The sequence below is a fragment of the Nonomuraea sp. NPDC003560 genome (assembly GCF_042878785.1).
Taxonomy (GTDB): domain Bacteria; phylum Actinomycetota; class Actinomycetes; order Streptosporangiales; family Streptosporangiaceae; genus Nonomuraea.
Map to the genome: position 1 here is coordinate 137941 of NZ_JBIAOF010000008.1, position 24590 is coordinate 162530.

Consider the following 24590-nt stretch of genomic DNA (forward strand, 5'->3'; position numbering starts at 1 on the left):
TCGTGCCCGTAGGTGAATCTTCCGGACGTACGCGTCCCGATGCCTGTCCGGGGGCGCTCCAGGTGCACGAGGCCGCCGACGGCCCGCTCGCCCGCGTGCGCCTGCCCGGCGGCGCGGTGTCGGCCGCGCAGCTCCGCGCGCTCGCCGGGTGCGCGGCCGAGCTGGGAACGGGCGTGATCGAGCTGACGTCGCGGGCGAACGTCCAGGTGCGGGGGCTGCGCTCGCCCGAGGTCTTCGCCGGGCGGATCGCGGCGGCCGGGCTGCTGCCGTCGCCCGCGCACGAGCGGGTGCGCAACATCCTGGCCTCGCCGCTGGGCGGGCGCGGTCCCGACGGGCTGCTGGACGTGCTGGCGATGGCGGACGCCCTGGACCGGGCGCTGTGCGCGCGGCCCCGGCTGGCCGCGCTGCCGGGACGGTTCCTGTTCGCCCTGGACGACGGCACGCGGGACGTCGCCGGGCTCGGCGCGGACGTCACCTACGTGGCGACCGGACGGCTGCTGCTCGCCGGCGCCGACACGGGGCTGACCGTCGCCCCGGACGCGGCCGTCCCGCTCATGATCGACGCCGCCGAGGCGTTCCTGGACGAGCTGTCCCCCGACGGCCCGCGCGCCTGGCGCATCCGCGACCTCCCGGACGGCCCCGCCAGAATCGCCACCCGCCTGCGCGCCGGCGAACCAAGCCTGATCGACGCCCCGCACGCCACGAACGCCCCAGAGGCCCCGGAAGCCGCGGATGCCTCGGATGCCGCGCCCGCCCCCGTCTCCGCGCGCCGCCCGTCCGCGGGCCGGATCGCCCAGCGGGACGGTCGGATGGCGATCGAGGCGCTCGTGCCGCTCGGCCGCCTGACGTCCGACCAGGCCGGAGCCCTCGCGGACCTCGGACGGCCGGTGCGCCTGACCCCCTGGCGGACCGTCGTCCTGCCGGACCTCTCCCCCGGCGAGGCGGACCCGACCGAGCGGGCGCTGGCCGCCGCCGGGCTCGCCACCGACCCGGACTCCCCCTGGGCCGGGGTGACCGCCTGCACCGGCCGTCCCGGCTGCGCGAAGGCGCTCGCCGACGTGCGGGCCGATGCCCGGCAATGGGTGCGGGGCCTCGGCCGCGCACCCGCCACGCCCGTCCACTGGGCCGGTTGCGAGCGGCGCTGCGGCCTGCCACGCGGCCCGGTCCGCCAGCTGATCGCAACCATCAACGGATACGAGGAACGCCAGGAGTGAGCGACTACATCCGCGACGGCGCCGAGATCTACCGGCGCTCGTTCGCGACCATCCGCGCCGAGAGCGACCTCACGGGCCTGCCGCCCGAGGTCGCCCAGGTGGCGGTGCGCATGATCCACGCGTGCGGCATGACCGACCTCGTCACCGACCTGGCCTGGTCGCCGCAGGTGGTCGCGCGGGCCAGGGAGGCGCTGCGCGGCGGCGCGCCGGTGTTGTGCGACGCCATGATGGTCGCCTCCGGCGTGACCCGGCGCAGGCTGCCCGCGGGCAACGAGGTGCTGTGCACGCTGGGCGACCCGCGCGTGCCCGAGCTGGCCGAACGCCTCGGCACCACCCGCAGCGCCGCGGCCCTGGAGCTGTGGCGCGACCGCCTGGAGGGCGCGGTGGTGGCGATCGGGAACGCGCCGACCGCCCTGTTCCGGCTGCTGGAGCTGGTGGCCGAGGGCGCCGGACGCCCCGCGGCCGTGCTCGGCATCCCGGTCGGCTTCATCGGCGCGGCCGAGTCCAAGCAGGCGCTGGCCGGCAGCGACCTGGAGTACCTGGTGGTGCACGGCCGTCGCGGCGGCAGTGCGATGACGGCCGCCGCGATCAACGCCATCGCGAACGAGACGGAGTGACGACCATGTCAGGACGCCTGTACGGAGTCGGCCTGGGCCCCGGCGACCCCGAGCTGGTCACGGTCAGGACGGCCCGGCTGATCGGCGAGGCCGACGTGATCGCCTACCACGCCGCCCGGCACGGCCGCAGCATCGCCCGTTCGATCGCGCTGCCGTACATGCGCGAAGGCCAGATCGAGGAGCTGCTGCTCTACCCGCTGACCACGGAGACCACCGACCACCCCGGCGGCTACCAGGGAGCGCTCGACGACTTCTACGCCGACTGCGCCGAACGCCTGGCCGCCCACCTGGACGCGGGCCGCACCGTGGTCGTGCTGGCCGAGGGCGACCCGCTGTTCTACGGCTCCTACATGCACATGCACAAGCGGCTCGCCCACCGCTACCCGACCGAGGTGGTGCCCGGCGTGACCTCGGTCAGCGCCGCCGCCGCCGTGCTGGGACGGCCGCTGGTCGAGCGGGACGAGGTGCTGACCGTGCTGCCCGGCACGCTGCCCGCGCAGGTGCTGGCCGAGCGGCTGCGCGACACCGACTCGGCCGCCGTGCTCAAGCTGGGCCGCACGTTCGGGAAGGTGCGCGACGCGCTGGCCGAGGCGGGCCGCCTCGACGACGCCTGGTACGTCGAGCGCGCCACCATGGGCGCCGAGCGGGTCGCCCCGCTCAAGGACGTGGACCCGGACGGCGTCCCGTACTTCTCGCTGGCCCTGCTCGCCAGCCCGGCCGAGCGCACCTTCGTCCCCGAGCGCCCGGCGGACGAGGGGCGGGGCGAGGTGGCCGTGGTCGGTCTGGGACCGGCCGGGCGGCCGTGGCTGACGCCGGAGGCGCAGGAGGCGCTGGCCGCGGCCACCGACCTCGTCGGCTACGGCCCGTACGTGGACCGGGTGGCTCCGAACCCGCGCCAGCGCCGCCACCGCACCGACAACCGGGTGGAGGCCGAGCGCGCCAGGCACGCCCTGGAGCTGGCCCGCGACGGGGCCCGCGTGGCGGTCGTGTCGTCCGGCGACCCGGGCGTGTTCGCCATGGCCAGCGCCGTGCTCGAAGCCGCCGCCGACTTCCCGGACGTGCCGGTGCGGGTCGTGCCGGGACTGACCGCCGCCCAGGCGGTCGCCGCCAGGGCGGGCGCGCCGCTCGGCCACGACTACTGCGTGCTGTCGCTGTCCGACCTGCTCAAGCCGTGGGAGGTGGTGGCCGACCGGCTGTCCGCCGCCGCGCGGGCGGACCTGGTGCTGGCGATCTACAACCCGGCCTCGCGCAGCCGTACGTGGCAGGTCGCCGCCGCCCGGGACCTGCTGCTGGAGCACCGCGCGCCGGACACCCCCGTGGTGATCGGCCGCGACGTCGGCGGCCCGCAGGAGAGCGTCACGGTCACCACGCTCGGCGAGCTGGACCCCGGCCAGGTGGACATGCGCTGCCTGCTGATCATCGGCTCGTCCACGACCCGGGCCACCGAAGGCGGCGTCGTCTACACCCCGCGCCGCTACCCCTGAACCCAGGCTGCCGCCGCCGCCACGCTGTCCGTGGCCCGGACGCCCGCGGGCAGCGGCGGCCGGTCCACCATGATCACCGGCAGGCCGAGCTCACGCGCCGCGCCGAGCTTGGCCGTGGTCATGCCGCCGCCGCTGTCCTTGGTCACCAGCACGTCCAGGCGGTGCTCCCGGATCAGGGCGCGCTCGCCCTCGACGGTGTACGGCCCGCGGTCGAGCAGGACGCGCACGTTCGCCGGCACCGGCCCCTCCGGCGGGTCCACCGACCTGGCCAGCAGCCACACGCCGGGCAGCGGCGCGAACACCGGCAGGCTCCGGCGTCCGGTCGTGAGGAAGACCCGGGTGTCTCGGCCGGCCGCGCCCCACCGGGCCGTGGTCAGCAGCCCGGCCGCCTCCTGGAGGGAGCCGACCCGCAGCCACGCGTCGCCCGGCCCCTCCCGCCACCCCGGACGCCGCAGCACCAGCAGCGGCACCCCGGTCGCCGACGAGGCCGCGACCCCCGAGGCGGTCATCCGCTCCGCGAACGGATGCGTGGCGTCGACCAGCACGTCGATGCGCTCCTCCAGCAGCCACGCCGCCAGGCCGGACGGCCCGCCGAACCCGCCTTCCCGCACCTCGCCCACGGGAAGCCGCGGGTTGTTCACCCGCCCCGCCAGCGAGGACACCACGTGCAGCCCGGGATCGGCGGCCAGCTCGGCGGCCAGGGCCCGCGCCTCCGCGGTGCCGCCGAGGATCAGGACCCGCCGCACGCCCGCTCCCTGGCGTCGCTGTAGAGGTGGCTGTCGGGGAACTGCGTCGCCGCCAACACCCGGCCCACGACGATCACGGCCGTCCGCCGGATCCCGGCGTCGTGGACCTGTCCGGCGATGTCGGCCAGCGTCCCGCGCAGGATCACCTCGTCGGCCCGGCTCGCCCGCGCGACCACGGCCACCGGGCAGTCCGGGCCGTAGGAGGGCAGCAGCTCGGCGACCACCGCGTCGATCCGCTGCACGGCCAGGTGCAGCACCATCGTGGCCCGGCTCGCGCCGAGCGTGCCGAGGTCCTCGCCGTCCGGCATGGGGGTGGCGCGGGCGGAGGTGCGCGTCAGGATGACCGTCTGGCCCACGCCGGGCACGGTCAGCTCCCGGCCCAGCGCGGCCGCCGCCGCCGCGAACGCCGGAACCCCCGGCACCACCTCGTACGGCACGCCGAGGGCGTCCAGCCTGCGCATCTGCTCGGCCACGGCGCTGAACACCGACGGGTCGCCCGAGTGCAGCCGCGTCACGTCGAGACCGTCGCGGTGCGCGGCGGCCAGCTCGGCGACGATCTCGTCGAGCGTCAGGTCCGCCGTGTTCACCAGCCTGGCCCCGGGCGGGCAGGCGTCGAGCAGTTCGCGCGGCACCAGCGACCCGGCGTACAGGCAGACCGGCGACGCCTCCAGCCGGCGCAGGCCGCGCAAGGTGATCAGGTCGGCGGCGCCGGGACCGGCTCCGACGAAGTACACGGTCACGGCCGGTCCCCCTCCGTCATCGTTGATCCTTCCTCGTGATCGACCACACGGTCACCGGCATCGCCGCCCGCCAGCCGGTGAACCCGCCGACCGGCGAGGCCCGCTGGACGCCCAGGCGCACCAGGTCGCCCCCGAGCCTGCCGTACCAGTGGGCGAGGACGGCCTCGGACTCCAGGGTCACGGCGTTCACCACCAGCCGGCCGCCGGGGCGCAGAGCCGTCCAGCAGCGTTCCAGCAGGCCGGGGGCGGTCGCGCCGCCGCCGACGAACACCGCGTCCGGCTCGGGCAGCCCGTCCAGCGCCCCGGGGGCCTTCCCCTCGACCACGCGCATCGACGGCACGCCGAGCCGCTCGGCGTTGCGCCGGACGGCGGCGGCCCGGTCGGCCCGGCTCTCGATCGCCACGGCGGCGCACGACGGGTGGCTGCGCATCCACTCGACGGCGATGCTGCCCGCCCCCGCGCCCACGTCCCACAGCAGCTCGCCGGGCGTCGGGGCCAGGCGGGACAGGCTGACGGCGCGGACCTCCCGCTTGGTGAGCTGCCCGTCGTGCTCGTACGCGCCGTCGGGCAGCCCCGGCACCCTGGCCAGGGGCTCGGCGTCCCGGGCGAGGACGCACTCGACGGCGATCACGTGCAGCGGGGACTCCTGGCCCTCCGCCCAGCTCTCGGCCGTGCCCCGCCGTTCGGACTCCCCTGGGCCGCCCAGCTCCGACAGCACCGTCATCGGGCTGGGTCCGTACCCGTGCCGGACGAGCAGCCCGGCGACCACCGACGGCGAGCCGGGCCCCGCGCCCAGCACGACGACCCGGCGGCCCGGCTGGAGCGCGGCGGCCAGCGCCGCGGGCGGCCGGCCCACCAGGCTGACGACGTCCACCTGCTCGGCCGGCCAGCCCAGCCGGGCGCAGGCCAGCGTCAGCGACGACACGTGCGGCAGCACCGTTACGCGCTCCGCGCCCAGCAGCCGGACCAGCGTCGAGCCGATGCCGTAGAACATCGGATCGCCGCTGGCCAGCACGCAGACCTCGCGGCCGGCGTACCGGTCCATGAGGGCGGGCAGGGCGGGCAGCAGCGGCGACGGCCATGCCACGCGTTCGGCGGCCGTCGCGGGCACGAGGTCGAGCTGCCGCGCGCTGCCCATGAGCACGTCGGCGGCCTCCACCGCGCGGCGCGAGCCCGGGGTCAGCCCGTCCCAGCCGTCCGCGCCGATCCCGACGACCGTGATCACGCGTCGCGCCGTGTCAGCTGGATCTCCTCGGCAAGCCGCTCCTGACGGGACGCGGCGAAGGCGTCGCCCTGCTCGGCCAGGTTCACGATCCTCCTCGATGGCAAAGTGCGAGGGATATCGTATATCTGCCTATCTGGCAGACTTTGGCGGGTGAAACGGCTTCTCGTCATCGGGATCGGCGCCGGCGATCCGGACCACCTCACGCTGCAGGCGGTCAAGGCCATCGCCGCCACGGACGTGTTCTTCATCGTCGACAAGGGCGAGACCAAGCAGGAGTTGATCCAGCTCCGCCTCGACCTGATCGCCGAGCACGGTCGCAAGCCGTACCGGATCGCCGAGGCCCGCGACCCGGAACGGGACCGCACCGCCCCCGCCTACGCCGCCGCCGTCGAGGACTGGCGCTCGCGCCGCTCGCTCGCCTGCGAAGCGCTCATCCACGAGGAGCTGGGCGCCGGCGAGACCGGCGCGTTCCTGGTGTGGGGCGACCCGGCCGTCTACGACAGCACGCTCGCCATCCTCGACGAGATCCGGCGACGCGGGAACGTCACGTTCGACGTCGAGGTCGTCCCCGGCATCAGCAGCGTGGCCGCCCTCACCGCCCGCCACCGCATCGGCCTGACCCAGGTCGGCCGGCCCACGCACCTGACCACCGGCCGCCGCCTGGCGGAGCAGGGCCCCACCGCCGACGACGTGGTGGTCATGCTCGACGCCCACTGCTCCTTCACCGGTCTCGACGACTTCCACATCTACTGGGGCGCCTACCTCGGGACGCCGGACGAGATCCTGGTGTCGGGGCCGGTGCCGGAGGCCGGTGACCGCATCCGGCGGCTGCGTGCCGAGGCCCGCGACCGCAAGGGCTGGATCATGGACACGTACCTGCTGCGCCGCCTGTCACCGGGGGACCGCTGACCTGACGCCGTGGTCGCGCCGCCAGGTCGGCGGGCCCCCTCGCGTCATGCCAGCAGCCCCTGCCCGATCCAGCCGCCGGGCGGGCAGCCCGGCGGGATGGCGAACACCGCCGATCCGATCGGCGTGGTCCACTCGTTGAGCAGGTCGGCCTCGGCCAGCCGGCGTTGCATCGGCAGGAACTGCGCGCCGACGTCGGCCTGGTAGGAGGCGAAGAGCAGGCCGCTGTCGGAGTGTCCGGCCGCGGTGAGCCCTTCGTCGTAGTTGTAGGGGCGACGGAAGATCCCCTTGGCCGGGTCGGCGCTGTGCGCGCGCCTGATGTGGGCGTACTCGGAGATGACCGGGAACCCCACGGGCGTGAGCTCGGCGAAGTCGGGCGGGTCGTGCTCGGCGGTCCCGGTCAGCGGGGCGCCGGTGTCCAGGCGGCGTCCGATCGTGAACTCCTTGGCGACCCGGTCGGCGGCGTCCCAGGTCTCCAGTTCGACCCGGATCCGCCGCAGCACCAGCGTGGTGCCGCCGCGCAGCCAGGCGGGCGCGTCCGCGCCGGCCCACACCACCCGGTCGAAGACAGGGCTCCCGGGGACGGCGTTGGCCGTCCCGTCGAGCTGTCCCATGATGTTGTGCTGGGTCAGCCCGGACGCCTGCACCCCGGCGGCCCGCCGGAACCCGCGCTGGACCCATCGGACGCGGGTGAACGCGCGGGCGTCCTTGATGATCATGCGGAGGGCGTGGGCCACGGTCAGCGGGTCGTCGGCGCAGATCTGCACCAGCACGTCGCCGCCGTTCCACTGGTTCTGCAGCTTGTCGACGGAGAAGCGGGGCAGCGCCTTCAGCGAGGACGGGCGCGCGTCCGCCAGGCCCACCGCGTCGAACAGACCGGGCCCGAACCCGAAGGTGACGGTCAGCCGGGCGGGCAGCACCGCCAGCTCCGGTTCGGTGTCGGCCAGGGCGGGACCGCCCGCGCTCAGGCGGCGGGCGTCGTCGGTCAGCAGCCGCATCATCCGGGCCACCGCCTCGCGGCCGACGCCCGCGCGCAGGTCCAGGCCGACGAAGACGGCGTGGGCCTGCGGGACGGTGGCGATCCCCGCCTGGTGCGGGCCGTGGAAGGGCTCCACCGCCGAGCCCGGCGAAGCAGCCTGGGCCGGGCCCGCCGAAGCGGCCTGTGCCGCGAGCGCGCCGGCCGCGGCGGCCGCGGTCGAGGCCAGCAGGCCCCGCCGGGTCAGGCGGGACCTGCTGCCGGTGTGGGCGTCCATCAGTGCTTGCCCTCGCCCGGCTGGTAGTTCTCCTTGCCGCCGGCGAAGTCCTTGCCGATCGCGGTGAACTGGAGGGTGGAACCGTCGGCGAGAGTCAGGGTGAAGGGCACCTCGGCTCCGGGCTCCACCTTCCCGGTGACCCCCATCAGCATGATGTGATCGCCGCCGGGCGCCAGCTGGTGAGAACCGCGGGCAGGTATCACGAACCCGCCCTTCTTGGGGCGCATCACCATCTTGCCCCCGGAGTCCACCACTTCGTGCAGCTCGACCGTCGGAGACAGCGGCGAGGCGCCGGAGACGACCGTCAGCTCCGCGTCGGTGTTGTTGACCAGGGTGCCGAAGGCGGCCGTCATCCCCTTGCCGCCGGTCTTGATCCAGGGGTCGGTGATGGCCAGGGCGGGCGAAGGGGTGGCGGCGGCGGTGGCGGCCGCCGGTGACGCCGACGCGGTCGACGCGGTCGTGCTCTGGCCACCGCAGCCGGACACGAGCACGGCCACGGCCAGCGCCGCGGCGGGAAGAAGCGGAGAACGCGAACGGAGAGAGTGCATGGTGGGCCTTTCCAGGCAGGCCTCGGCGCGCGGTGGCGTTTCCACCGCGCCGGAGGCGGATCAGGCAGGGGCGCTCGACGCGGCCGCGAGGTCGGCGGCCACGCGAACCCGGACGGAGCCGGGCATGACGACGTGCTCCAGCCTCGCCATGAGGGTCAGCCGGAGAAAGCGATCACCTGCGTGAGCGGCGGACCGCGCGTGGGCGCGGCGTGTGCCAGCACCGCCGAGCGCAGCCGGCCCGGCTCGGGCGCCGTCACCACGACGACCGGCTCGTGCGGCGGACGCGGGAAGAGCGCCAGGAGGACCCGGCACAGCCGCACGGCCAGGCGGTGCAGCAGCCCCCACAGAGCGGCCTCGCCGCGGGCCAGCCACAGGGCGATCAGCCCGGTGGCACCGGCGTGCGTGACGAGCATGCCGACGCCGGGCACCAGTCCCGAATGGCCGTGGACGAGCGCGGCGTAGGCGTCCGCGGCATGGCTGAGGGAGAACAGCACATGCAGCACCACCTGCATGCCGGCCAGCAACGGCAGGATCACCGCCAGCGTGCGCTCACGCGCCGAGGCCACGACCCCGCCCCCGAACGCCAGCAGCAGCCCACCGGCCACCACCGGCCCCGTGACCGATCCCCCGCCGAACAGGTGCGCCAGCACGCCCAGCGCCACGCAGACCACGGCGAACACCGCGGCACGGGCGAGACGGAACGGCAAGGAGGCGGTCATAACGGGCCCATCATCCCATCGCACCCCCTCGCCCTGGCATCCGCCATCGTGCCTGACCTCCGGCACGCCGCCTGCTCACGCACCCGGCACCGCCTTCGCCCGTCGGAACGATCGCCGGTCGGCCGCCCAGGTGGCGTGTCCCGGCCCCGGGAGGGGCCGTCTACAGCCTGAAGCCCGCGGGCGGCGTCGGGCCGGCCGACGGCGGGCACGGGCTCAGCGGGCGAGCGGGAGCTTGCCGCCAAATGGCACTTCTCTGCGGTGTAGGGCGATCGCCACCCCCAAGGCGACGACGGCATATCCACAGGTCACGGTCAAACCCGCCCATGGTGGGAGCGGGTAGTAGCCCCCCAGCAGTGACGGGTCCACGTCCACATGCGCGAACGCCGGGATGCTCTGCGTGATCGCGAACCCGGCGGCAGGGGTGATCATCAGCAGCCATGGCGCCAGCCCCGCGGTCGCCAGCAGGTACGGCACGACGACCAGCACGATCGCCAGCCCGACGGCGACGACGGCCCGCCTGACCAGCGCGGCCAGGCCCAGAGCCAGCACGGCGGCGGCCGCGGTCAGCGCCGCGTGGCCGACGATCATCCGCAGTCCGGTGCCCAGGGTGATCGGCTGGATCGGGTTCCCATGGGCGCGCATCATCGCCAGCCCGGCAGGGATCACGAGCCCCGAGGCCACCAGCCCCGCCGCGAACCCGACCACGCCGACCACCCCGGCCCTGGCCGCCAGCAGCCACGCCGGACGCGCCCCGACCGCCGGGCCGGTTCCGGCCGGTTCGCGCCGGTGGCCGGCGGTGAGGAACGTGGCCGCCGCCACGAACATGGGGATCAGTCCCAGGGCTCCGCCGATCAGCATGAGGTCGGCGCGCAGGCCCCCCTCCACCGTGGCGGGCCCGATGTCGCCTCCCCCGGTCACGATGAGCTTCCCGCCGGACTCGACGACCCCGCCCGGATGGTGCGGCGTCTTCCCGTCCGACTCCATGGAGACGCCGACGTCGTCGCGGCGCCACGGACCGTCCGCCCCCTGCAGCTTGATCTGGTCGAAGGTGGCGGTGGCGTTGGCGAAGGCTCTCGCCATGTCCCACACGGCGCCTGGGGACGTGGCGAACAGCCCGATCTCGACCGTCTCCGGCAACCCGGCCAACCTGGCCGTGCCCACCTCGGTCCACGCCCTGCCGTCGTCCGACTCCTGGCCGGTGACGGTGTCGCCGGACCGGGTCAGCCGTAGCCACTGCGGACCGTTGTGCGGGCCGCCGGCCACGTCATGGACGTAGTTGTGCTGCATCCGCACCCCATGATCTCCGGTGAGCATGACGGCGGCGTACGGCGTGCCCTGCCTGAGGCTCGGCCTGACCAGGAGGCCGGCCTTCGCCCACGGCACCACCCCCTCCTTGACGTTGCGCACGCCCGGTACGGCGTCCGGCAGCCGGATCTGCCCGGTCATGTCCGACACGCGGGCGGTGATGCTGCCGTTCCCCTTGAGCGGCTGGTGCACGAAGTAGTACTTGTCCTTCACCGCCGTGCCGTCGGGGCCCACCAGGGGCGCGGGACAGGGGCCCTCGCCCTTCCCCGTCACGCAGGTGGTGCGGACGCCTCCGGCGACCAGCAGTCCGATCGACACGGTCACCAGCACGGAGGCCGCCACGGCGAGCACCCGGCCCCGCGCGGAACGGAACCCGGCCCACTCCGTGCGCAGCATCCGGAGGAAACCGTCCCGCCCGGACGACCGGCCGGATCGGTGAGGCATGGATGAATTCATGGCGACGGTTGTACGCGGAACCCGGTCCCAGCCGGGTCGCGGCCGCTGCGACCCGGCTGCGACCGGGGATCTGGCATCGTTGGCCCATGGCTTCTCGTCCCGGCGGCCGGTTCGGCCGCCACGTCCGCCCTCCCCGCACGGCCAGCGGCGGTGCGGGGCGGTGAGGGTGCTCGTCGTCGAGGACTTCGAGGTCCTCGCCCGCTCCGTCGGAACCGGGCTGCGCCGCGAGGGCATGGCCGTCGACGTCGTCCTGGACGGCACCGCCGCCCTCGACCGTCTGGCCGCCACCCGGTACGACGTGGTGATCCTCGACCGCGACCTGCCCGGCGTCCACGGCGACGAGATCTGCCTGCGACTCGCCGGCAGCCGCTGCGCGACCCGCGTCCTGATGCTCACCGCCTCCGGCACGATCGAGGACCGCGTCGACGGGCTGAGCCTCGGCGCCGACGACTACCTGCCCAAGCCGTTCGCGTTCGCCGAACTGGTCGCCCGCGTCCGCGCCCTGGGCCGGCGCGCCACCCCGCCGCTCCCGCCGACCCTGGCGTGCGGGGACATCACCCTCGATCCGGCCCGCCGTACCGCGTTCCGGGCCGGGCGGCGCCTTGAGCTGAGCCCCAGGGAGTTCGCCCTGCTCGAATGCCTGCTCGCCGTGCCCGGCCTGGTCATCTCCGCCGAGGAACTGCTCGAACGCGCCTGGGACGAGGCCGCCGACCCCTTCAGCAGCGCCGTCAAGCACACCATGCACCGGTTACGGGCCAAACTTGGCGACCCGCCCGTGATCGAGACCGTCCGCGAAGGCGGCTACCGCATCGGACCGTCATGACGCTCGCCGGAAGATCCCTGCAGACGCGGCTCGCGCTCGCCTACGCGGCGGGCTTCTACGCCGCCGGGGTGCTCGTGCTCGTCCTCGTCGCGGTCCCGCTCGCCGGCGTCGACGCGGCCACCCCCGTGGGCCGGCCCGCGGCGAAGGTGACCACCCAGTCCGGGATCGGCCTCCCCCAACTCCTCACGGGATCCGCCGTCGCCCTCGTCCTGCTGATTCCCGTCGCCCTGGCCCTCGGCCGGCTCGTCTCCGACCGGTTCCTGCGCCCGCTGCGCGCCATCACCGCCACCGCCAGAACCATGTCCACCGGAAGCCTCCACCGGCGCCTCGACCTCGGCGAGCCCACGGACGAGCTGACCGAGCTCGGCCGCACCCTCGACGACCTGTTCGCCCGCCTGCAGGCCTCCTTCGACAGCCAACGCCACTTCGTCGCCAACGCCTCCCACGAGCTGCGCACCCCGCTGGCCGGCCTGCGCACCCTGCTCGAAGTCGCCGTCGCCGACCCCGACGCCGACACCGGCAGCCTGCGCGCGGCCTGCGAGGAGGCCCTGGCTCTGAGCGGAGACCAGGAGCGGCTCGTCCAGGCCCTGCTCACCCTGGCCACCAGCGAGCGCGGCGTCACCCGCTGGGACACCCTCGACCTCGCCCACGTCGTCGGGACAGTGCTCGCCTCCCGCCGCCGACAGGCCGCGGAACGCGGCATCGACCTCGCCGGACACCTGACGCCCGCGGTGACGGCCGGGGACCCGAGACTGATCGAGAGCCTCGTCGCCAACCTCGTCGACAACGCCCTCCGCCACAACCACCCGGACGGGCACGTGGAGGTCACCACCCGGACCTCCGGCACGCAGGTGGCCCTCACGGTCACCAACAGCGGGCCGGTCGTCCCCGCCGACGATCTCCAGCGCCTCTGCCGGCCCTTCCAGAGACTGGCGCCCGACCGTCACGGCCGCGGCGACGGCCACGGCCTCGGCCTCGCCATCGTCGACGCCGTCACGCGAGCTCACCGCGCCACCCTCACCGCCGACGCACGCCCCGAAGGCGGCTTGTCGGTCATCGTACGGTTCGCACAGACATCGCAACCCTGACACCCGGTGCCGCCGGCCCCGGTGCTGGACGAGGCGTCCGGGTCATGATGCAGCCGGTGCACCCTGACGTGGTTGAGCAACCGGGCATGGGGGAAAGTCTCCGTCCTGCGGGCCGTCGACTGGAGTGGAGGCCCCTGCGACGCCGGCAGCCGCTGGTCGAAAGCGGGGGGAACTTCAGGGATGGGGTGGATGCATGGTGGAACGACGCATGTCGGTCGCGACACACTGGGGCAGTCTCATCGCAGTGGTCGATTCCGGGCGATTAGTACGAATTGAGCCGAGGGACGACGACCCCGTGCCGTCCCCCATCGGCCCCGGCATGGTGACGGCAGCCGACGACGGCGCTCGCGTGCTGCGCCCCGCGGTGCGCAAGGGCTGGCTCAACGGCCGGCCGCGCGTCCACGACGCCGCCAGAGGCGCGGACGCCTTCGTGGAAGTGAGCTGGGACGACGCGATCACGCTGGTGAGCGACGAACTTCGTCGAGTGCGTTCGCAGCACGGCGACAGCGCGGTGTTCGGCGGGTCGTACGGCTGGGCGAGCGCGGGCGTGTTCCACAACGCGCAGAGTCAACTCCACCGGTTCCTGGCGCTGGGCGGGGGCTTCACCGACTCGCGCAACACCTACAGCACCGCCGCGTTGGAGGTCATCCTTCCCCATGTGATCGGCGGGCATCCCTGGAGCTACCAGTCACGGATGCCGATGTGGGACGAGATAGCCGGCACCTGTGAGCTCGTGGTGGCGTTCGGCGGGCTGGCACTCAAGAACAGCCAGATCAACCCCGGCGGGCTGGCCAGGCACCAGACGCAGAACCTGCAACGACAGTGCCGTGCGGCCGGGGTGCGGTTCGTGAACGTCAGCCCCATCCGCAGCGACGTCGCCGGCTTCCTCGACGCCGAGTGGCTGCCCGTCATCCCCAACACCGACACCGCCGCGATGCTGGGCATCGCCCACACGATGCTGGTCAACGGGTGGCACGATGAGGACTTCCTCCGCCGGTGCTGCGTCGGGTTCGACCGCTTCGCCTCGTACGTGACCGGCGAGCTCGACGGCGTCCCCAAGGACGCCGCCTGGGCGGCGAGGATCACGGGGATCGGGCGCGAGGCGATCGTCGACCTCGCTCGCCGCCTGACCGAGCGACGTTCTCTCATCATGGTCAACTACGCGGTGCAGCGGGCGGACCATGGCGAACAGCCGATCTGGATGTCCGTCGTGCTGGCCGCCATGGCGGGCTCGATGGGCCGGCCCGGCTGTGGCTGGGGAGCAGGTTACGCCACGATGGACGCGACAGGCGTGGCCAGAGGCCGCCCCTCCGTGGCGGCGGTGCCCGGGGTCGCCAACCCCGTCCCGGACTTCATCCCGGTCGCGAGGATCGCCGACACCCTGCTGCATCCGGGCAGGACCATCGGCTACGACGGACGGCGCCTCACGTTGCCGGAGCTTCGCCTGATCTACTGGTGCGGCGGGAACCCGTTCCACCACCATCAGGATCTCCACCGGCTGGCCCGAGCCTGGCAGACCCCCGACACGGTGGTGGTGCACGAAGCCTGGTGGAACACCACGGCCAAGTTCGCGGACATCGTCCTGCCCGTCGCCACCAGCTTGGAGCGCGACGACTTCGCCGCCGGATTCTCCGATCCCCACCTCGTCGCGATGCCCAAGGTCCGCGAGCCGGCGGGAGAGTCACGCACCGACCATCACATCTTCGCCGCGCTGGCCTCCCGGCTCGGGTACGAGCAGGAGTTCACGCAGTCGCGCTCCGAGCTCGACTGGGTCCGGCACCTGTACGAGCAGACGCGGGCCGAGCTCGGCGACGATGCCGCGTTGCCGGACTTCGACGACTTCTGGCACAGCTCCACCGCCGAGCTGCCGGCGTTGACCGGACCCTTCCCCGGCAGCTTCGAGGCGCTCCGCGCAGATCCGCGGCGTTTCCCCCTGCCGACGCCGTCGGGCCGGATCGAGATCTTCTCCGAGGAGATCGACTCGTTCGGCTACGACGACTGTGCCGGGCATCCGAGGTGGTTCGAACCAGCGGAGTGGCTCGGCGCCGGCCTGTCGAGCCGGTTCCCGTTGCATCTGATCTCGAATCAGCCCGCCTCACGCCTGCACAGTCAGTACGACAACGGTGGCCACAGCCTCGATTCGAAGATCCGTGGCCGTGAGCCCGTGACGATGAATCCGTCGGATGCCGCGTCGCGCGGCATCGAGAACGGCATGATCGTACGCATCCACAACGACCGGGGCAGCTGCCTGGCGGGCGCGATCCTGTCCGACGACGTCATGCCAGGCGTCGTCCAGCTGTCCACCGGCGCGTGGTGGGATCCGGTCGAGCCAGGCGTGAACGGAACACTGGACCGCCACGGCAATCCCAACGTCCTCACGGCGGATCGGCCGTGCTCGCAGCTGTCCCAAGGGCCGAGTGCTCTCAGTGCGCTGGTCGACGTCGAGCCCTACGACGGCCCTCATCCCGACGTGCTCGCCTTCACCCCGCCCCGTCTCGAAGGTTGACGCCAAAGCCCTCCGACCGCTTGCTTTACCGTAATCGATCGAATACTTTGCGTAATCGTGACTCGACTGCGAAACCTCAAGTACGGCCAGTGGTTCAGGGGCGCCGATGTCGACGGCGACGGGTTCATCACCCAGCGGGACGTCCGGATGATGAGCGAGCGTTACATCGCCGTCCGCGGCGCCGCGCCTGACTCCGAGACCGCCCGCCTGCTCACCGAGAGGATGGACGCGTTCTGGACGCACGTGATCGCCCCGATGGATCGCGACGGTGACGGGAAGGTCGATCTGCGGGAGATGACCGAAGGGTTCAGGCAGGCCCTGACCGACCGCGCCCTGTACCCGGCACAGATCGAGCCGGTGACCAACTGCTTCTTCGACCTCGCCGATCTCAACGGAGACGGCTGGATCGACCAGGCGGAGTTCCAGCAGATGTTCGACTCGGTCGGCGGCGTCCCCGGCGAGGACTGCGCCGCGGTCTTCGCCGCCCTGGACCGAGACGGCTCCGGCGTGCTGGACCGCGCCGAGTTCCACCAGGCGGTCACCGAGTTCTTCTACGGCGACGACCCGGACGCTCCCGCCAACCACCTGTTCGGCAGGGTCGCCGGCTGACGGCCCCACGATGCCCCCGGGGCACCAACGTTGCGGTCTTCAGCAGTCCTGATCGCCCACGGCGGCAGCCGGATCGGCCTCGCCCGTGCTCCGGAGGCGCGATCCGCACGTCGGCGCGCTACTCGGTGAGATCCCGATGCCCTGCGACGGCGCCCCGAGTCTGCCGGATCAGCAGTCACTGCTCTCCCGGCACGTCTCGGGCGCCTCCGCCATGGTGACGGCGGTGATCGCCCGGGCGGCGTCGCCGAGTGCGGCGAGCTGCTCGGGCGTCAGCGCGTCGACCACGAGACGGCGTGCCTCTCGGACGTGACCGGGGGCGATCTCCTTGAGCTTGGCGAGGCCGGCGTCGGTGAGCCGCGCCTCCGTGTGACGGCCACCGCGGTTGGGCAAGCTGTGCCGCTCGACCCAGCCGGACCGCTCCAGCCGGGTGACCGCGTGGGAGATCCGCGAGAGCGACCCCCGCGCCAACGCGGCCAGGTCGCTGAGCACCAGCGTGCGGTTGGGCGCCTCGGAGAGAGCCGCGAGCACGTGGTACTCGAAGCTGTTCACGCCGGCGTCGCGCTTGAGCTGCGCGTCCAGCGCGGGCGGCAGGGTCATGATCAGCGCGATCACCGCTCGCCAGTCGCGCTGCTGGTCGGGCGACAACCATGGCACGTTGTGCTCGGAGGGGGTTCCGCGGGCGGGCTCGGTGCTCACAGATCAACTCTACCAGGCGATTTGAATATTCAAGTGGTGCCGGTGGTACGGCGTCATCTCGGCCAGGAGCCGCTGCCGGCGCACATCTGGGAGGCCGCGATCTCCAGCCGTCACATTCCGGAGGAGGGCCGCACCGCCGCGCAGCGCGAGGCACTCGCCACCGCGGAGCGGCTCGCCGCCGAGCTGCAGCGGGCGACGAGCGCCGTGCTCGCGATGCCGCTCTACAACTTCGGCGTCTCGCAGCACGCGAAGACCTGGATCGACCTCGCGATCGCCGGGACGCCTCAGGGCATCCGCCTGCTGGAGGGTACACCGACCGTCCTGGTCACCACTCGGGGCGGCGCCTACGGCCCTGGCACCCCGCGCGCGGGCTGGGACCACAACATCGACTACCTGCGCCGGATCCTCGTCGACATCTGGGGCGCCGACCTTACGGTGGTCGAGCGCGAGTTCACGCTCGTCGGCGTGAACCCCGCCCTGGACGAGTTCACCGAGATGGCGGCGATCATGCACAAGACCGCCGAGGAGGCGGCGGGCGAGGCCGGCCGAGCACTCGCCACCCGGTACGCCGCCTGACCTACCGCGACAGCGAGCGCACTGACCATCCCTGCCCGCGGCGACCGGCGGCCTTCGACGTGGCCCATCTGGACCTGGCCGCTGAAGTGTTTGTCCAGGCTTGTGGCCAGACCGACCTCGCGCGCCGGCACGACCGGCGGGACGCCGCGATCGAGCACCACAACGAGCCGTGGCAGCCGGCCGTCCCCGGCCCTTTGTCAGATCGCGGCCTTGTCCAGAATGGCGGCCACCTCATCGGCCCGGTACAGGAACCCCACATGTGACGTGTCCAGGGTGTGCACGTCGTACGGGTTGCCGGGTGTCAGGGCGTCCGCTTCGGCGATCAGCCTGTCCTGCATGGCCACCGGCAGGGATCGGTCGCCGGCCAGGCGGACGTAGGTGCGGGCGATCGTGCCCCAGGTGGCGGCGTCGACGCGGGCGTCGGCCGTCATCACCGCGATCGATTCGTCAGGCTGCAGGATGTTGAGGAAGGCACGGAACTGCTCGTCGCTGACGTCCGCCATGGTGGCGGCCTTGAGCGCGTCGAGCAGTTCCGTGTCCGCGGTGCGATAGTTGGCCCGGCCGACGCCGAGCCGGGCGGGGTCGCCGACGTTGAACGCCGCCAGCGGCCCCATCAGGTTGCCGGCGAACTCGGGCTCCTGCATGTACTCGATCGGGTTGGCACGCTGCACGCACGACCAGGCGGAGATGTAGACGAGCCGATCCACCAGGTCAGGGATGGCGTTGCCCACACCGCTGATGGTCAGGCCGCCGAGGCTGGCCGCCACCAGCACCACGGGCCCGTGCTCGGCCACCCGCCGGACCACGTGGACGACCGCGTCCACGTTGTCCTGCAGGGTGACGTCGGCCAGCGTGGACGGCTCGGCCGCCCACGCGTCGAGGTCCTGGGGGGCCTGGTAGGCGAGCGGGTACTGCGCGTCGAGGCCATGGCCCGGCAGATCGACGGCGTAGCTGCGGTGGCCGAGCAACGCCAGCTCGCGTTGGACGGGAGCCCACATGAAAGAGCTGCTGCCGGAGCCATGGACCAACACGAACGTGGGCGACGACGAGTGGTTGGAGTCGGAGCGCATGAAGAACAGTCCGTTTCGTGCGAAGGCATGGCGAACATGCCTGCGTTGCGGGAACGGCGTGCGGCTGCGGGCGTACCCATGCGGTGCGCGGCTTGCGCCACAGCACCTGTCTGCGGGATCGCCGCAGATTGCGCTGGTCGCTGATCGACCGGCGGGCAGCCGCTTCAGCTGTTATGAAGACGGATGAACTTCTCGATCATGTCTGAGAGCGTACCAGCGGTCGGTGCCGCGCATGCCTCCCGGAGCGACCTGGAGGAGTTGCCGCGCCGCCGACCTGACGCCGGGGCGTCCCCCCGCCGTCCGCCCGAAGAGCACCGCGACGAGACCACCACATGAGGGGTCGAATCTGTTGAAGTTGCTAGTTATTTCAGTCATGATTGAAATGACTAGCAACTACTAGGGAGCCGACATGGAACACGTGACCTTCAACAGCCTCGGCACCCGCTGCGCGGGCGATCTCTACCTGCCGGAGACGAGCGATCCGGTCCCCGGGCTGGTGCTCGGGCACAGCGGGGTGATGGTCAAGGAGGCGCTGGCGTTCTTCGCGCCGCACTTCGTCAAGGCCGGCTTCGCGGTGCTGGCCATCGACTACCGCACGGTCGGTTCCAGCGAGGGCGAGCCGCGCGGCCTGGATCACCCGGAGCGGCAGGTGGAGGACTTCCGCAGCGCCGTGTCCTACCTGCGGACCCGTCCCGAAGTGCAGCCGGAGCGGATCGGGGTGTGGGGGGTGAGCATCGGCGGCTCGGTGGCGGCCCAGGCCGCCGTGCTCGATCGGCGCATCAAGTGCGTAGTGGTGCAGAGCCCCAGCGTGTGGGACGGATGGCGGTACACCGAACGTCTCCTGGGCCGCGCCGGCGTTCACGCGCTGCGCGACCGGCTGGAGCAGGACTGGGAGCGGCGCTACGAGGGCGAGCCGAGCGCTCGCGTGCCGCACCTGACGCTGGAGGGCGACAATGTGAAGGACGCTCCGGACATCTCGACCCGCCTGTTTCCCGCCTACCGCAACGAGAAGACCCTCGACTCAGCCGAGCACCTGCTCACCTTCGCCCCGGAGAACCTCATCCACCGGCTCGCGCCGACGCCGCTGCTGATGATCGCCAACGGCGGCTGGGACCCGTACCACATGCTCGAAGAGGCGCAGAGCGCCTTCGCCAAGGCGGGCGAGCCCAAGCGGCTCGCGGTGCTGCCGTACGACGTGCTCGGCCTCTACACCGGGCCCGGCCTGCAGGAGGCGATGGCGCTCGCCATCGACTGGTTCGACCTCTACCTGCGCAGGACCGCGCTCGCCGGCCTCACGCCAGCACCCACCTACGAGTCGGTGGCCGCCATGACACAGTGAACCGGCACACGATCACCAAGGGAGGACGCGACGATGAGCGCTGAGGAACAGCAGGACCGGCTGCTTCGATGGGTGGAGCGGGTGTCCGCATTCTGCGTCGAGGAGTGGGGGCTGCCGCCCATCACCGGACGCATCCTCGGCTGGCTGATGATCTGTGACCCGGCCGAGCAGTCCGCCGGTCAGATCGCCGAGGCCATCCAGGCCAGCCGGGCCTCGCTCACCTCGAACATGCGCTTCCTCACGGCCATCGACCTGGTCGAGAAGGTGCGAAGGCCCGGGGATCGCACCTCCTACTACCGCATCGAGGACGACGCCTGGCAGAAGGTCATCCAGCGCAAGCTCGACAGCCTGAGCGCGTTCGGCGAGATCGCCGACGAAGGGCTCGACCTCGCGGGCGGCGAGGGGCGGCGCACCGAGCGCATCAAGGCCGCCCACGACTCCCTGACATGGCTGCAGAACCTCGCGGCCCACCATCCGCTACGCCGTTAAGGAATCTCCATGCACCGCTGGAAACCCGAGCTCGGGCTGATCCAGGAAACGCTGCTGCTCACCCTCCACGCAAGAGCCCTGGACGCCGGGCTCCCCCATCCGATCCTCGGCGACACGCTCTCCGCCGACCTGGCCGGCACCATCGACTACGACTTCGGCAGGCTGAAGGTCAAGCCCAGCCTCGTCCTCACCACGGCACTGCGCGCCAGGAAGCTCGACGACGTGGTCCGCGCCTACGTCGCCGCTCACCCCGGATGCGTGGTGCTCGACCTGGGCTGTGGCCTGGACACCAGGATGTCCCGTTGTGCTCCGCCGCCGGGCGTCGACTGGTACGACGTCGACTTCCCCGAAGTCGTGAACCTGCGAGCCGAACGCCTGCCCGGCCGTTCCCACCTGGTCGGAGCCGACCTCACCGGCTCCGACTGGCTCTCGGCCGTCCCCGGTGACCGGCCGGCGATGATCGTCGCCGAAGGGCTGCTCCCCTTCATGCCCGGCGACTCCTTCCAGGCGATGACCCGCGCGCTGACCGGCCATTTCCCCGCGGGTGAGCTCGCACTCAACGGCTACACCCGCTTCGCCGCCTGGGCCATGAAGTACCACCCGGCCATCAAGGCACTCGGCATCAAGGCCGCCCAGGGCTTCGACGACCCGCACGAACCCGAGTCCTGGGACGCCGGCCTCGAACTGATCGAGGAGCAGGTCCTCTCCCGCGCTCCGGAAGTGGCCCGGTTCCCGCAACCCCTGCGGGCGCTGACCCGTCTCACCGCCCGCAGCACGACCTTGTCCCGGCAAGGGGCACGCGTTCTCCGCTACCGGTTCTGAGCCTGGGCCGGGCCCCGTTCGTCGGGCAAGGGCCGGCGACTCGTCGTGCTCGTCCCGGACGCCGCAGGTCTTCACTCGGTGGCCTGGCGCCACGGGGTCCGCTCGGCGACGTGTCGGCGGAGGTCGCGGGCCTGCCGGGGCAGGTTCCAGCTCATGGCGCCGATGACGTGGCCGTCCCTGCCGTACAGGCCGGCGAACCGGCCGGTGGCGGGATCCCCGGCGACGAGCCGACGAGGGTCAGCGAGCCGGTGAATCCGTCGCGGCGCAGGGCCTCGGCGGCGGACAGACCCGCCGCCGAGGCGCCCACGACCACGATCCGGGAGGGACGGCTCACGACGCGCCCAGCGTGATCGCACGGGCCGGGCAGATCCGGGCGGCCTCGCCGACGCCCTCGCGCAACCCCGGTTCCGGGCTGTCCCGCAGCAGGACGACGATGCCGTCCTCCTCACGCTGGTCGAACACGTCAGGACAGACGAGGACACACTGCCCCGAGCCGGTGCAGGCATCCTGATCCACGGTGACCTTCATGTGCTTGACTCCCTCGCTCGATCACCAGGTGACGGGCAGTTCGCGGACGCCGTAGAAGACGACCTGCTGCTTGAACGCCAGCTCCTCCAGCGGCACGGCCGCCGCCAGCGTGGGGACGCGCCGGTGGAGCGTGCCGTGGACGACCTGCAGCTCCACCCGGGCCAGCGACTGCCCCAGGCACTGGTGGGCGCCGAACCCGAAGGCGACGTGATGGCGGACCGCGCGGCGGACGTCGAGGACGCCGGGGTCCGGGAAGGCCGCCGGGTCCCGGTTGGCGGTGCTCTTCACCACGACGATGCCCTCGCCCGCGCGGATCGTCGTGCCCCCGACCTGAAGGTCCTCGCGGGCGACGCGGCGGGCCTCGGTGTGGGTGATGGACAGGTAGCGCAGGAGCTCCTCGACGGCGTCGGCCACCAGCGCCGGGTCGCCGTCGCGCACCGCCGCGAGCTGGTCGGGGTGCGCCAGCAGGGCGGCCGTGCCGAGCGCGATCATGTTGGCGGTGGTGTCGTGCCCGGCCACCAGCAGGAGCTGGCCCATCGTGGAGATCTCGGTCAGGGTCATCGCGCCCGTCCGGTACTGCTCCACGGCCAGCCTGCTGAGGACGTCGTCGCCCGGGTCGTCGCTCTTGGCCGCCACCAGCGCCTCCAGGTAGCCGTTCAGCTCCTCGGCGGCGGCCAGGGCCCGCGCGGGGTCGCCCTCGTCCATGACGAGCTCGGCCGCCGCCCGCTGGAAGAAGGCCCGGTCCGCGTAGGGCACGCCGAGCAGTTCGCAGATCACCAGGGACGGGACGGGCAGCGCGACCGCCCGCACCAGGTCGGCCGGGTTGGGACCGGCGAGCAGGTCGTCGATGAGGTCGTCGACGATCCGCTGGATCCTGGGCCGCAGCGCCTCCATCTTCCTGATCACGAAGTCGGCGGTCAGCAGGCGCCGGTGCGCGGTGTGCTCGGGGGCGTCCATCTGCATCAGCGTCTTCATCCGCGCGTCGCGGGCCTTGCTCACCGCGTTGGTGTGCGGGAAGCCGGGCTCGGCCACAGGGCATCGGTCATGATCTCTCCTCACCTCGGTCGTGCGGTCCGCGCAGGGCCGAGGACGGCCGCCGGCGGGAACCGTCGTGGTCCGCAGCGCTCATACGTCAAGGCTGTCGTTGAACCAGCCCCGGAGACTTCGGCCCGGGAGCGCCGGAAGGACGGGCGGGAAAGCCTCAACCGGCGGTGGAAGCTGGGCGCACGGTCACGCAGATCGGGATCCTGTCCAGCGCGACGTCCATCGGCGGAGGTCGGGCACAGCCGCCGGCAGTACTCGCCGGCGGCTCAGCACGCCGTGACCGCAGTCGGCGTGATATACAACCAGGGCGAACGCTGGCCCGCTCTTCGACCTTCTGGGCACCATCCCGACGGCCAAGCACCTCATCCTCAGCCTGCCCAGCCACGAACCCGACACGTTGCCGGCGCACGCCGCCCTCTGCGAGATCGGTCCGAGAGGAAGGAAGGCATCATGACGACCACGGAAGAGCCGGAGCTCGTCGAGGTCCCGTTCTGGTTCGACCCGCTGTGCCCCTGGGCGTGGGTCACCTCGCGCTGGCTGCTGGAGGTCGAGAAGGTACGGCCGGTGCACGCCGACTGGCGGGTCATGTCGCTGGCCCACCTGAACCTCGTCCAGCGCAAGGGCGAGGGGATGAGCGAGGACTACCGGAACCAGATGGAGAAGGCCTGGGGGCCGGTGCGGGTCTGCGCGGCCGCCGCCGAGCACGCCGGCCGCGGCGTTCTCGGCCCGCTGTACACCGCGATCGGCACCCGCTTCCACAACCAGAAGCGTCGCGACGACCCCACCGTCATCACCGAAGCCCTCGCAGAGGTGGGCCTGCCCGCCGCGTTGGCGGCAGCCGCCGACAGCGACGAGCTGGATCAGCTCATCAGGGACTCCCACGATGAGGCCTTCAACGAGGTGGGGCTCGACGTCGGAACCCCCGTTCTCCGCGTCGGCGGCATGGCCCTGTTCGGCCCGGTGATCAGGCAGGCGCCGCGCGGCGAAGCGGCCGGCAGGCTCTGGGACGGCCTGGTCCTGGTCGCCGGGACGGAGGACTTCTTCGAGCTCAAGCGGAGCCGGGGGCGGGGCGTCAGACCGTCCTTCGACTGAGGGACGCCGCGGCTGACGGGTTCTGATCGCGGGCCGGCACGGCTCGCGCGATGCGCGGGCCGACGAGCCGCTCGGCCTCGCCGAGCGGGTACCAGGCCGCGCCCGTCACCTCTGACTCCTGGATCGGCCCCAGGTCCGCGTGCGTCACGAACGCGTACCCGATGTCTAGGTGATGGTGCGCCGGCTCGCCCTTCTGCGGTCGGGCCGGAACGCGGGCGTACTCGATGTAGACGGGGGTCTGCGACGCCGGCACGACCTGCGCGGGGTCGATTCCGGTCTCCTCCGCCAGCTCGCGCACCGCTGCGTCGATCAGTGAGGTGTCGTCCGGCTCCAGATGGCCGCCAGGCTGCAGCAGGATCCCGTAGGCGCGGTGCTCGACGAGCAGGACCTCGGTGCCGTCGCGGACCAGCAGCGCGCCGGCGGTCACGTGCATCGGGAAATTCCGCCGCGAGGCGAAATCGCGGCCCTCGGCCAGCAGGCGGAGCGGCTCGGACAGCAGCGCGGCCTCGTCCGGGAATCGCGAGAGGTGGTCCCGGACGGCGCTCGATATGTCCGCGTCAGTGATCGCCACAGGTCGCTCCCGCACCTGCCCGACGACGCAGCTCCTGGTGACGGACGGCTGAGACGAGATGAGCGATGAGGACGGACACAGTCTGCTCCTTGACCGAGAGGAGGCTTCGCACCGTACAGGTGCG

27 protein-coding genes are annotated in these 24590 nt (G+C 72.7%); 14 read left to right on the top strand and 13 right to left on the bottom strand.

Features of this window, described 5'->3' with window-relative positions:
- Positions 1–2 precede the first annotated feature (2 nt).
- From cobG to ACFYUV_RS29460, 3 genes are read left to right on the top strand one after another with little or no spacing between them, the layout of a single operon-like run.
- Positions 3–1214, top strand: coding sequence for a precorrin-3B synthase (gene cobG, locus ACFYUV_RS29450; protein ID WP_387673529.1), 1212 nt, complete (start codon positions 3–5; stop codon positions 1212–1214).
- A complete protein-coding gene (locus ACFYUV_RS29455) occupies positions 1211–1831 on the top strand; it encodes a precorrin-8X methylmutase (protein ID WP_387673532.1) in 621 nt (206 codons plus the stop codon). Before cobG ends, ACFYUV_RS29455 begins: the two co-directional genes overlap by 4 nt.
- A gap of 5 nt (positions 1832–1836) precedes the next feature.
- Positions 1837–3315: a precorrin-2 C(20)-methyltransferase gene (locus ACFYUV_RS29460; RefSeq protein ID WP_358295399.1), complete on the top strand. Its 1479-nt coding sequence runs from the start codon at positions 1837–1839 to the stop codon at positions 3313–3315.
- On the opposite strand, the gene ACFYUV_RS29465 is transcribed toward ACFYUV_RS29460, so the two are convergent.
- The 3 genes from ACFYUV_RS29465 to cbiE are packed head-to-tail and all read right to left on the bottom strand — an operon-like array spanning position 3306 to position 6026.
- Positions 3306–4061, bottom strand: a complete 756-nt coding sequence (locus ACFYUV_RS29465; RefSeq protein WP_387673535.1) for a cobalt-precorrin-6A reductase — start codon at positions 4059–4061, stop codon at positions 3306–3308. The genes ACFYUV_RS29460 and ACFYUV_RS29465 overlap by 10 nt on opposite strands.
- Complete coding sequence (gene cobM, locus ACFYUV_RS29470) at positions 4046–4801, bottom strand: precorrin-4 C(11)-methyltransferase (RefSeq protein ID WP_387673538.1); 756 nt, start codon at positions 4799–4801, stop codon at positions 4046–4048. Before cobM ends, ACFYUV_RS29465 begins: the two co-directional genes overlap by 16 nt.
- 16 nt (positions 4802–4817) lie before the next feature.
- Positions 4818–6026, bottom strand: a complete 1209-nt coding sequence (gene cbiE, locus ACFYUV_RS29475) for a precorrin-6y C5,15-methyltransferase (decarboxylating) subunit CbiE (protein ID WP_387673541.1) — start codon at positions 6024–6026, stop codon at positions 4818–4820.
- A 150-nt stretch (positions 6027–6176) separates the two neighbouring features.
- On the opposite strand from cbiE, the gene cobF reads away from it, so the two are divergent.
- A complete protein-coding gene (gene cobF, locus ACFYUV_RS29480) occupies positions 6177–6935 on the top strand; it encodes a precorrin-6A synthase (deacetylating) (protein ID WP_387673544.1) in 759 nt (252 codons plus the stop codon).
- Positions 6936–6979: 44 nt separating this feature from the next.
- On the opposite strand, the gene ACFYUV_RS29485 is transcribed toward cobF, so the two are convergent.
- The 4 genes from ACFYUV_RS29485 to ACFYUV_RS29500 form a co-directional block, all read right to left on the bottom strand.
- A complete protein-coding gene (locus ACFYUV_RS29485) occupies positions 6980–8185 on the bottom strand; it encodes a Dyp-type peroxidase (RefSeq protein WP_387673547.1) in 1206 nt (401 codons plus the stop codon).
- Positions 8185–8733 (bottom strand): copper chaperone PCu(A)C, encoded by a 549-nt coding sequence (locus ACFYUV_RS29490; RefSeq protein ID WP_387673550.1) that lies wholly within the window; start codon positions 8731–8733, stop codon positions 8185–8187. Before ACFYUV_RS29490 ends, ACFYUV_RS29485 begins: the two co-directional genes overlap by 1 nt.
- Positions 8734–8888: 155 nt before the next feature.
- Entirely contained in the window at positions 8889–9452 is a 564-nt protein-coding gene (locus ACFYUV_RS29495) for an MFS transporter (protein WP_387673553.1), read from the bottom strand.
- A 213-nt stretch (positions 9453–9665) separates the two neighbouring features.
- Positions 9666–11201, bottom strand: a complete 1536-nt coding sequence (locus ACFYUV_RS29500) for a hypothetical protein (RefSeq protein WP_387673556.1) — start codon at positions 11199–11201, stop codon at positions 9666–9668.
- A 172-nt stretch (positions 11202–11373) separates the two neighbouring features.
- Between ACFYUV_RS29500 and ACFYUV_RS29505 the strand changes: the two genes are divergently transcribed.
- The 4 genes from ACFYUV_RS29505 to ACFYUV_RS29520 all read left to right on the top strand — a co-directional run bounded on the left by ACFYUV_RS29505 (position 11374) and on the right by ACFYUV_RS29520 (position 16239).
- On the top strand, positions 11374–12036 hold the full coding sequence (locus tag ACFYUV_RS29505; RefSeq protein ID WP_387673559.1) for a response regulator transcription factor: 663 nt from the start codon (positions 11374–11376) through the stop codon (positions 12034–12036).
- Positions 12033–13124 (top strand): sensor histidine kinase, encoded by a 1092-nt coding sequence (locus ACFYUV_RS29510; RefSeq protein ID WP_387673562.1) that lies wholly within the window; start codon positions 12033–12035, stop codon positions 13122–13124. The genes ACFYUV_RS29505 and ACFYUV_RS29510 overlap by 4 nt, the downstream gene beginning before the upstream one ends.
- Before the next feature lie 208 nt (positions 13125–13332).
- Positions 13333–15630 carry a molybdopterin-dependent oxidoreductase gene (locus ACFYUV_RS29515; protein ID WP_387673565.1) on the top strand — a complete coding sequence of 766 codons (2298 nt, stop codon included), beginning with the start codon at positions 13333–13335 and terminating at the stop codon, positions 15628–15630.
- Between the two features lie 57 nt (positions 15631–15687).
- Positions 15688–16239 (top strand): EF-hand domain-containing protein, encoded by a 552-nt coding sequence (locus ACFYUV_RS29520; protein WP_387673568.1) that lies wholly within the window; start codon positions 15688–15690, stop codon positions 16237–16239.
- A 168-nt stretch (positions 16240–16407) separates the two neighbouring features.
- Here the strand turns inward: ACFYUV_RS29520 and ACFYUV_RS29525 are convergent, their stop codons facing one another.
- On the bottom strand, positions 16408–16935 hold the full coding sequence (locus tag ACFYUV_RS29525; protein ID WP_387673571.1) for a MarR family winged helix-turn-helix transcriptional regulator: 528 nt from the start codon (positions 16933–16935) through the stop codon (positions 16408–16410).
- A gap of 36 nt (positions 16936–16971) precedes the next feature.
- Here ACFYUV_RS29525 and ACFYUV_RS29530 point away from each other — a divergent pair, with 36 nt between their 5' ends.
- Complete coding sequence (locus tag ACFYUV_RS29530; RefSeq protein ID WP_387673574.1) at positions 16972–17511, top strand: NAD(P)H-dependent oxidoreductase; 540 nt, start codon at positions 16972–16974, stop codon at positions 17509–17511.
- Positions 17512–17708: 197 nt separating this feature from the next.
- Here ACFYUV_RS29530 and ACFYUV_RS29535 read toward each other — a convergent pair whose 3' ends face one another.
- Positions 17709–18509 (bottom strand): alpha/beta fold hydrolase, encoded by an 801-nt coding sequence (locus tag ACFYUV_RS29535; protein WP_387673577.1) that lies wholly within the window; start codon positions 18507–18509, stop codon positions 17709–17711.
- Here ACFYUV_RS29535 and ACFYUV_RS29540 point away from each other — a divergent pair.
- The 4 genes from ACFYUV_RS29540 (at position 18508) to ACFYUV_RS29555 (ending at position 21231) form a co-directional block, all read left to right on the top strand.
- On the top strand, positions 18508–18768 hold the full coding sequence (locus ACFYUV_RS29540; protein WP_387673579.1) for a hypothetical protein: 261 nt from the start codon (positions 18508–18510) through the stop codon (positions 18766–18768). The genes ACFYUV_RS29535 and ACFYUV_RS29540 overlap by 2 nt on opposite strands.
- Positions 18769–18990: 222 nt before the next feature.
- A complete protein-coding gene (locus ACFYUV_RS29545) occupies positions 18991–19920 on the top strand; it encodes an alpha/beta hydrolase (RefSeq protein WP_387673582.1) in 930 nt (309 codons plus the stop codon).
- A gap of 33 nt (positions 19921–19953) precedes the next feature.
- On the top strand, positions 19954–20409 hold the full coding sequence (locus ACFYUV_RS29550) for a GbsR/MarR family transcriptional regulator (protein WP_387673585.1): 456 nt from the start codon (positions 19954–19956) through the stop codon (positions 20407–20409).
- Between the two features lie 9 nt (positions 20410–20418).
- Positions 20419–21231: a class I SAM-dependent methyltransferase gene (locus ACFYUV_RS29555; RefSeq protein ID WP_387673588.1), complete on the top strand. Its 813-nt coding sequence runs from the start codon at positions 20419–20421 to the stop codon at positions 21229–21231.
- Positions 21232–21382: 151 nt separating this feature from the next.
- On the opposite strand, the gene ACFYUV_RS29560 is transcribed toward ACFYUV_RS29555, so the two are convergent.
- The 3 genes from ACFYUV_RS29560 to ACFYUV_RS29570 are packed head-to-tail and all read right to left on the bottom strand — an operon-like array spanning position 21383 to position 22791.
- Complete coding sequence (locus ACFYUV_RS29560; RefSeq protein WP_387673591.1) at positions 21383–21565, bottom strand: hypothetical protein; 183 nt, start codon at positions 21563–21565, stop codon at positions 21383–21385.
- Positions 21562–21759, bottom strand: coding sequence for a ferredoxin (locus ACFYUV_RS29565; RefSeq protein WP_387673594.1), 198 nt, complete (start codon positions 21757–21759; stop codon positions 21562–21564). Before ACFYUV_RS29565 ends, ACFYUV_RS29560 begins: the two co-directional genes overlap by 4 nt.
- Before the next feature lie 21 nt (positions 21760–21780).
- The gene (locus ACFYUV_RS29570) at positions 21781–22791 is read right to left on the bottom strand and encodes a cytochrome P450 (RefSeq protein WP_387673597.1); all 1011 of its coding nucleotides are present in this window, start codon (positions 22789–22791) and stop codon (positions 21781–21783) included.
- A 462-nt stretch (positions 22792–23253) separates the two neighbouring features.
- Here ACFYUV_RS29570 and ACFYUV_RS29575 point away from each other — a divergent pair, with 462 nt between their 5' ends.
- Complete coding sequence (locus tag ACFYUV_RS29575; RefSeq protein ID WP_387673600.1) at positions 23254–23895, top strand: DsbA family protein; 642 nt, start codon at positions 23254–23256, stop codon at positions 23893–23895.
- Here ACFYUV_RS29575 and ACFYUV_RS29580 read toward each other — a convergent pair.
- Positions 23876–24466, bottom strand: a complete 591-nt coding sequence (locus ACFYUV_RS29580) for an NUDIX hydrolase (protein WP_387673603.1) — start codon at positions 24464–24466, stop codon at positions 23876–23878. The genes ACFYUV_RS29575 and ACFYUV_RS29580 overlap by 20 nt on opposite strands.
- Positions 24467–24590 lie beyond the last annotated feature (124 nt).

Bases quoted from the DNA above. Each gene is read 5' to 3' on its own strand.
- ACFYUV_RS29460 (WP_358295399.1), top strand. From the start codon at position 1,837: ATGTCAGGACGCCTGTACGGAGTCGGCCTGGGCCCCGGCGACCCCGAG.
- ACFYUV_RS29485 (WP_387673547.1), bottom strand. From the start codon at position 8,185: ATGGACGCCCACACCGGCAGCAGGTCCCGCCTGACCCGGCGGGGCCTG.
- ACFYUV_RS29490 (WP_387673550.1), bottom strand. From the start codon at position 8,733: ATGCACTCTCTCCGTTCGCGTTCTCCGCTTCTTCCCGCCGCGGCGCTG.
- ACFYUV_RS29495 (WP_387673553.1), bottom strand. From the start codon at position 9,452: ATGACCGCCTCCTTGCCGTTCCGTCTCGCCCGTGCCGCGGTGTTCGCC.
- ACFYUV_RS29500 (WP_387673556.1), bottom strand. From the start codon at position 11,201: ATGCCTCACCGATCCGGCCGGTCGTCCGGGCGGGACGGTTTCCTCCGG.
- ACFYUV_RS29510 (WP_387673562.1), top strand. From the start codon at position 12,033: ATGACGCTCGCCGGAAGATCCCTGCAGACGCGGCTCGCGCTCGCCTAC.
- ACFYUV_RS29515 (WP_387673565.1), top strand. From the start codon at position 13,333: ATGTCGGTCGCGACACACTGGGGCAGTCTCATCGCAGTGGTCGATTCC.
- ACFYUV_RS29540 (WP_387673579.1), top strand. From the start codon at position 18,508: ATGAAAGAGCTGCTGCCGGAGCCATGGACCAACACGAACGTGGGCGAC.
- ACFYUV_RS29535 (WP_387673577.1), bottom strand. From the start codon at position 18,509: ATGTGGGCTCCCGTCCAACGCGAGCTGGCGTTGCTCGGCCACCGCAGC.
- ACFYUV_RS29545 (WP_387673582.1), top strand. From the start codon at position 18,991: ATGGAACACGTGACCTTCAACAGCCTCGGCACCCGCTGCGCGGGCGAT.
- ACFYUV_RS29550 (WP_387673585.1), top strand. From the start codon at position 19,954: ATGAGCGCTGAGGAACAGCAGGACCGGCTGCTTCGATGGGTGGAGCGG.
- ACFYUV_RS29555 (WP_387673588.1), top strand. From the start codon at position 20,419: ATGCACCGCTGGAAACCCGAGCTCGGGCTGATCCAGGAAACGCTGCTG.
- ACFYUV_RS29565 (WP_387673594.1), bottom strand. From the start codon at position 21,759: ATGAAGGTCACCGTGGATCAGGATGCCTGCACCGGCTCGGGGCAGTGT.
- ACFYUV_RS29575 (WP_387673600.1), top strand. From the start codon at position 23,254: ATGACGACCACGGAAGAGCCGGAGCTCGTCGAGGTCCCGTTCTGGTTC.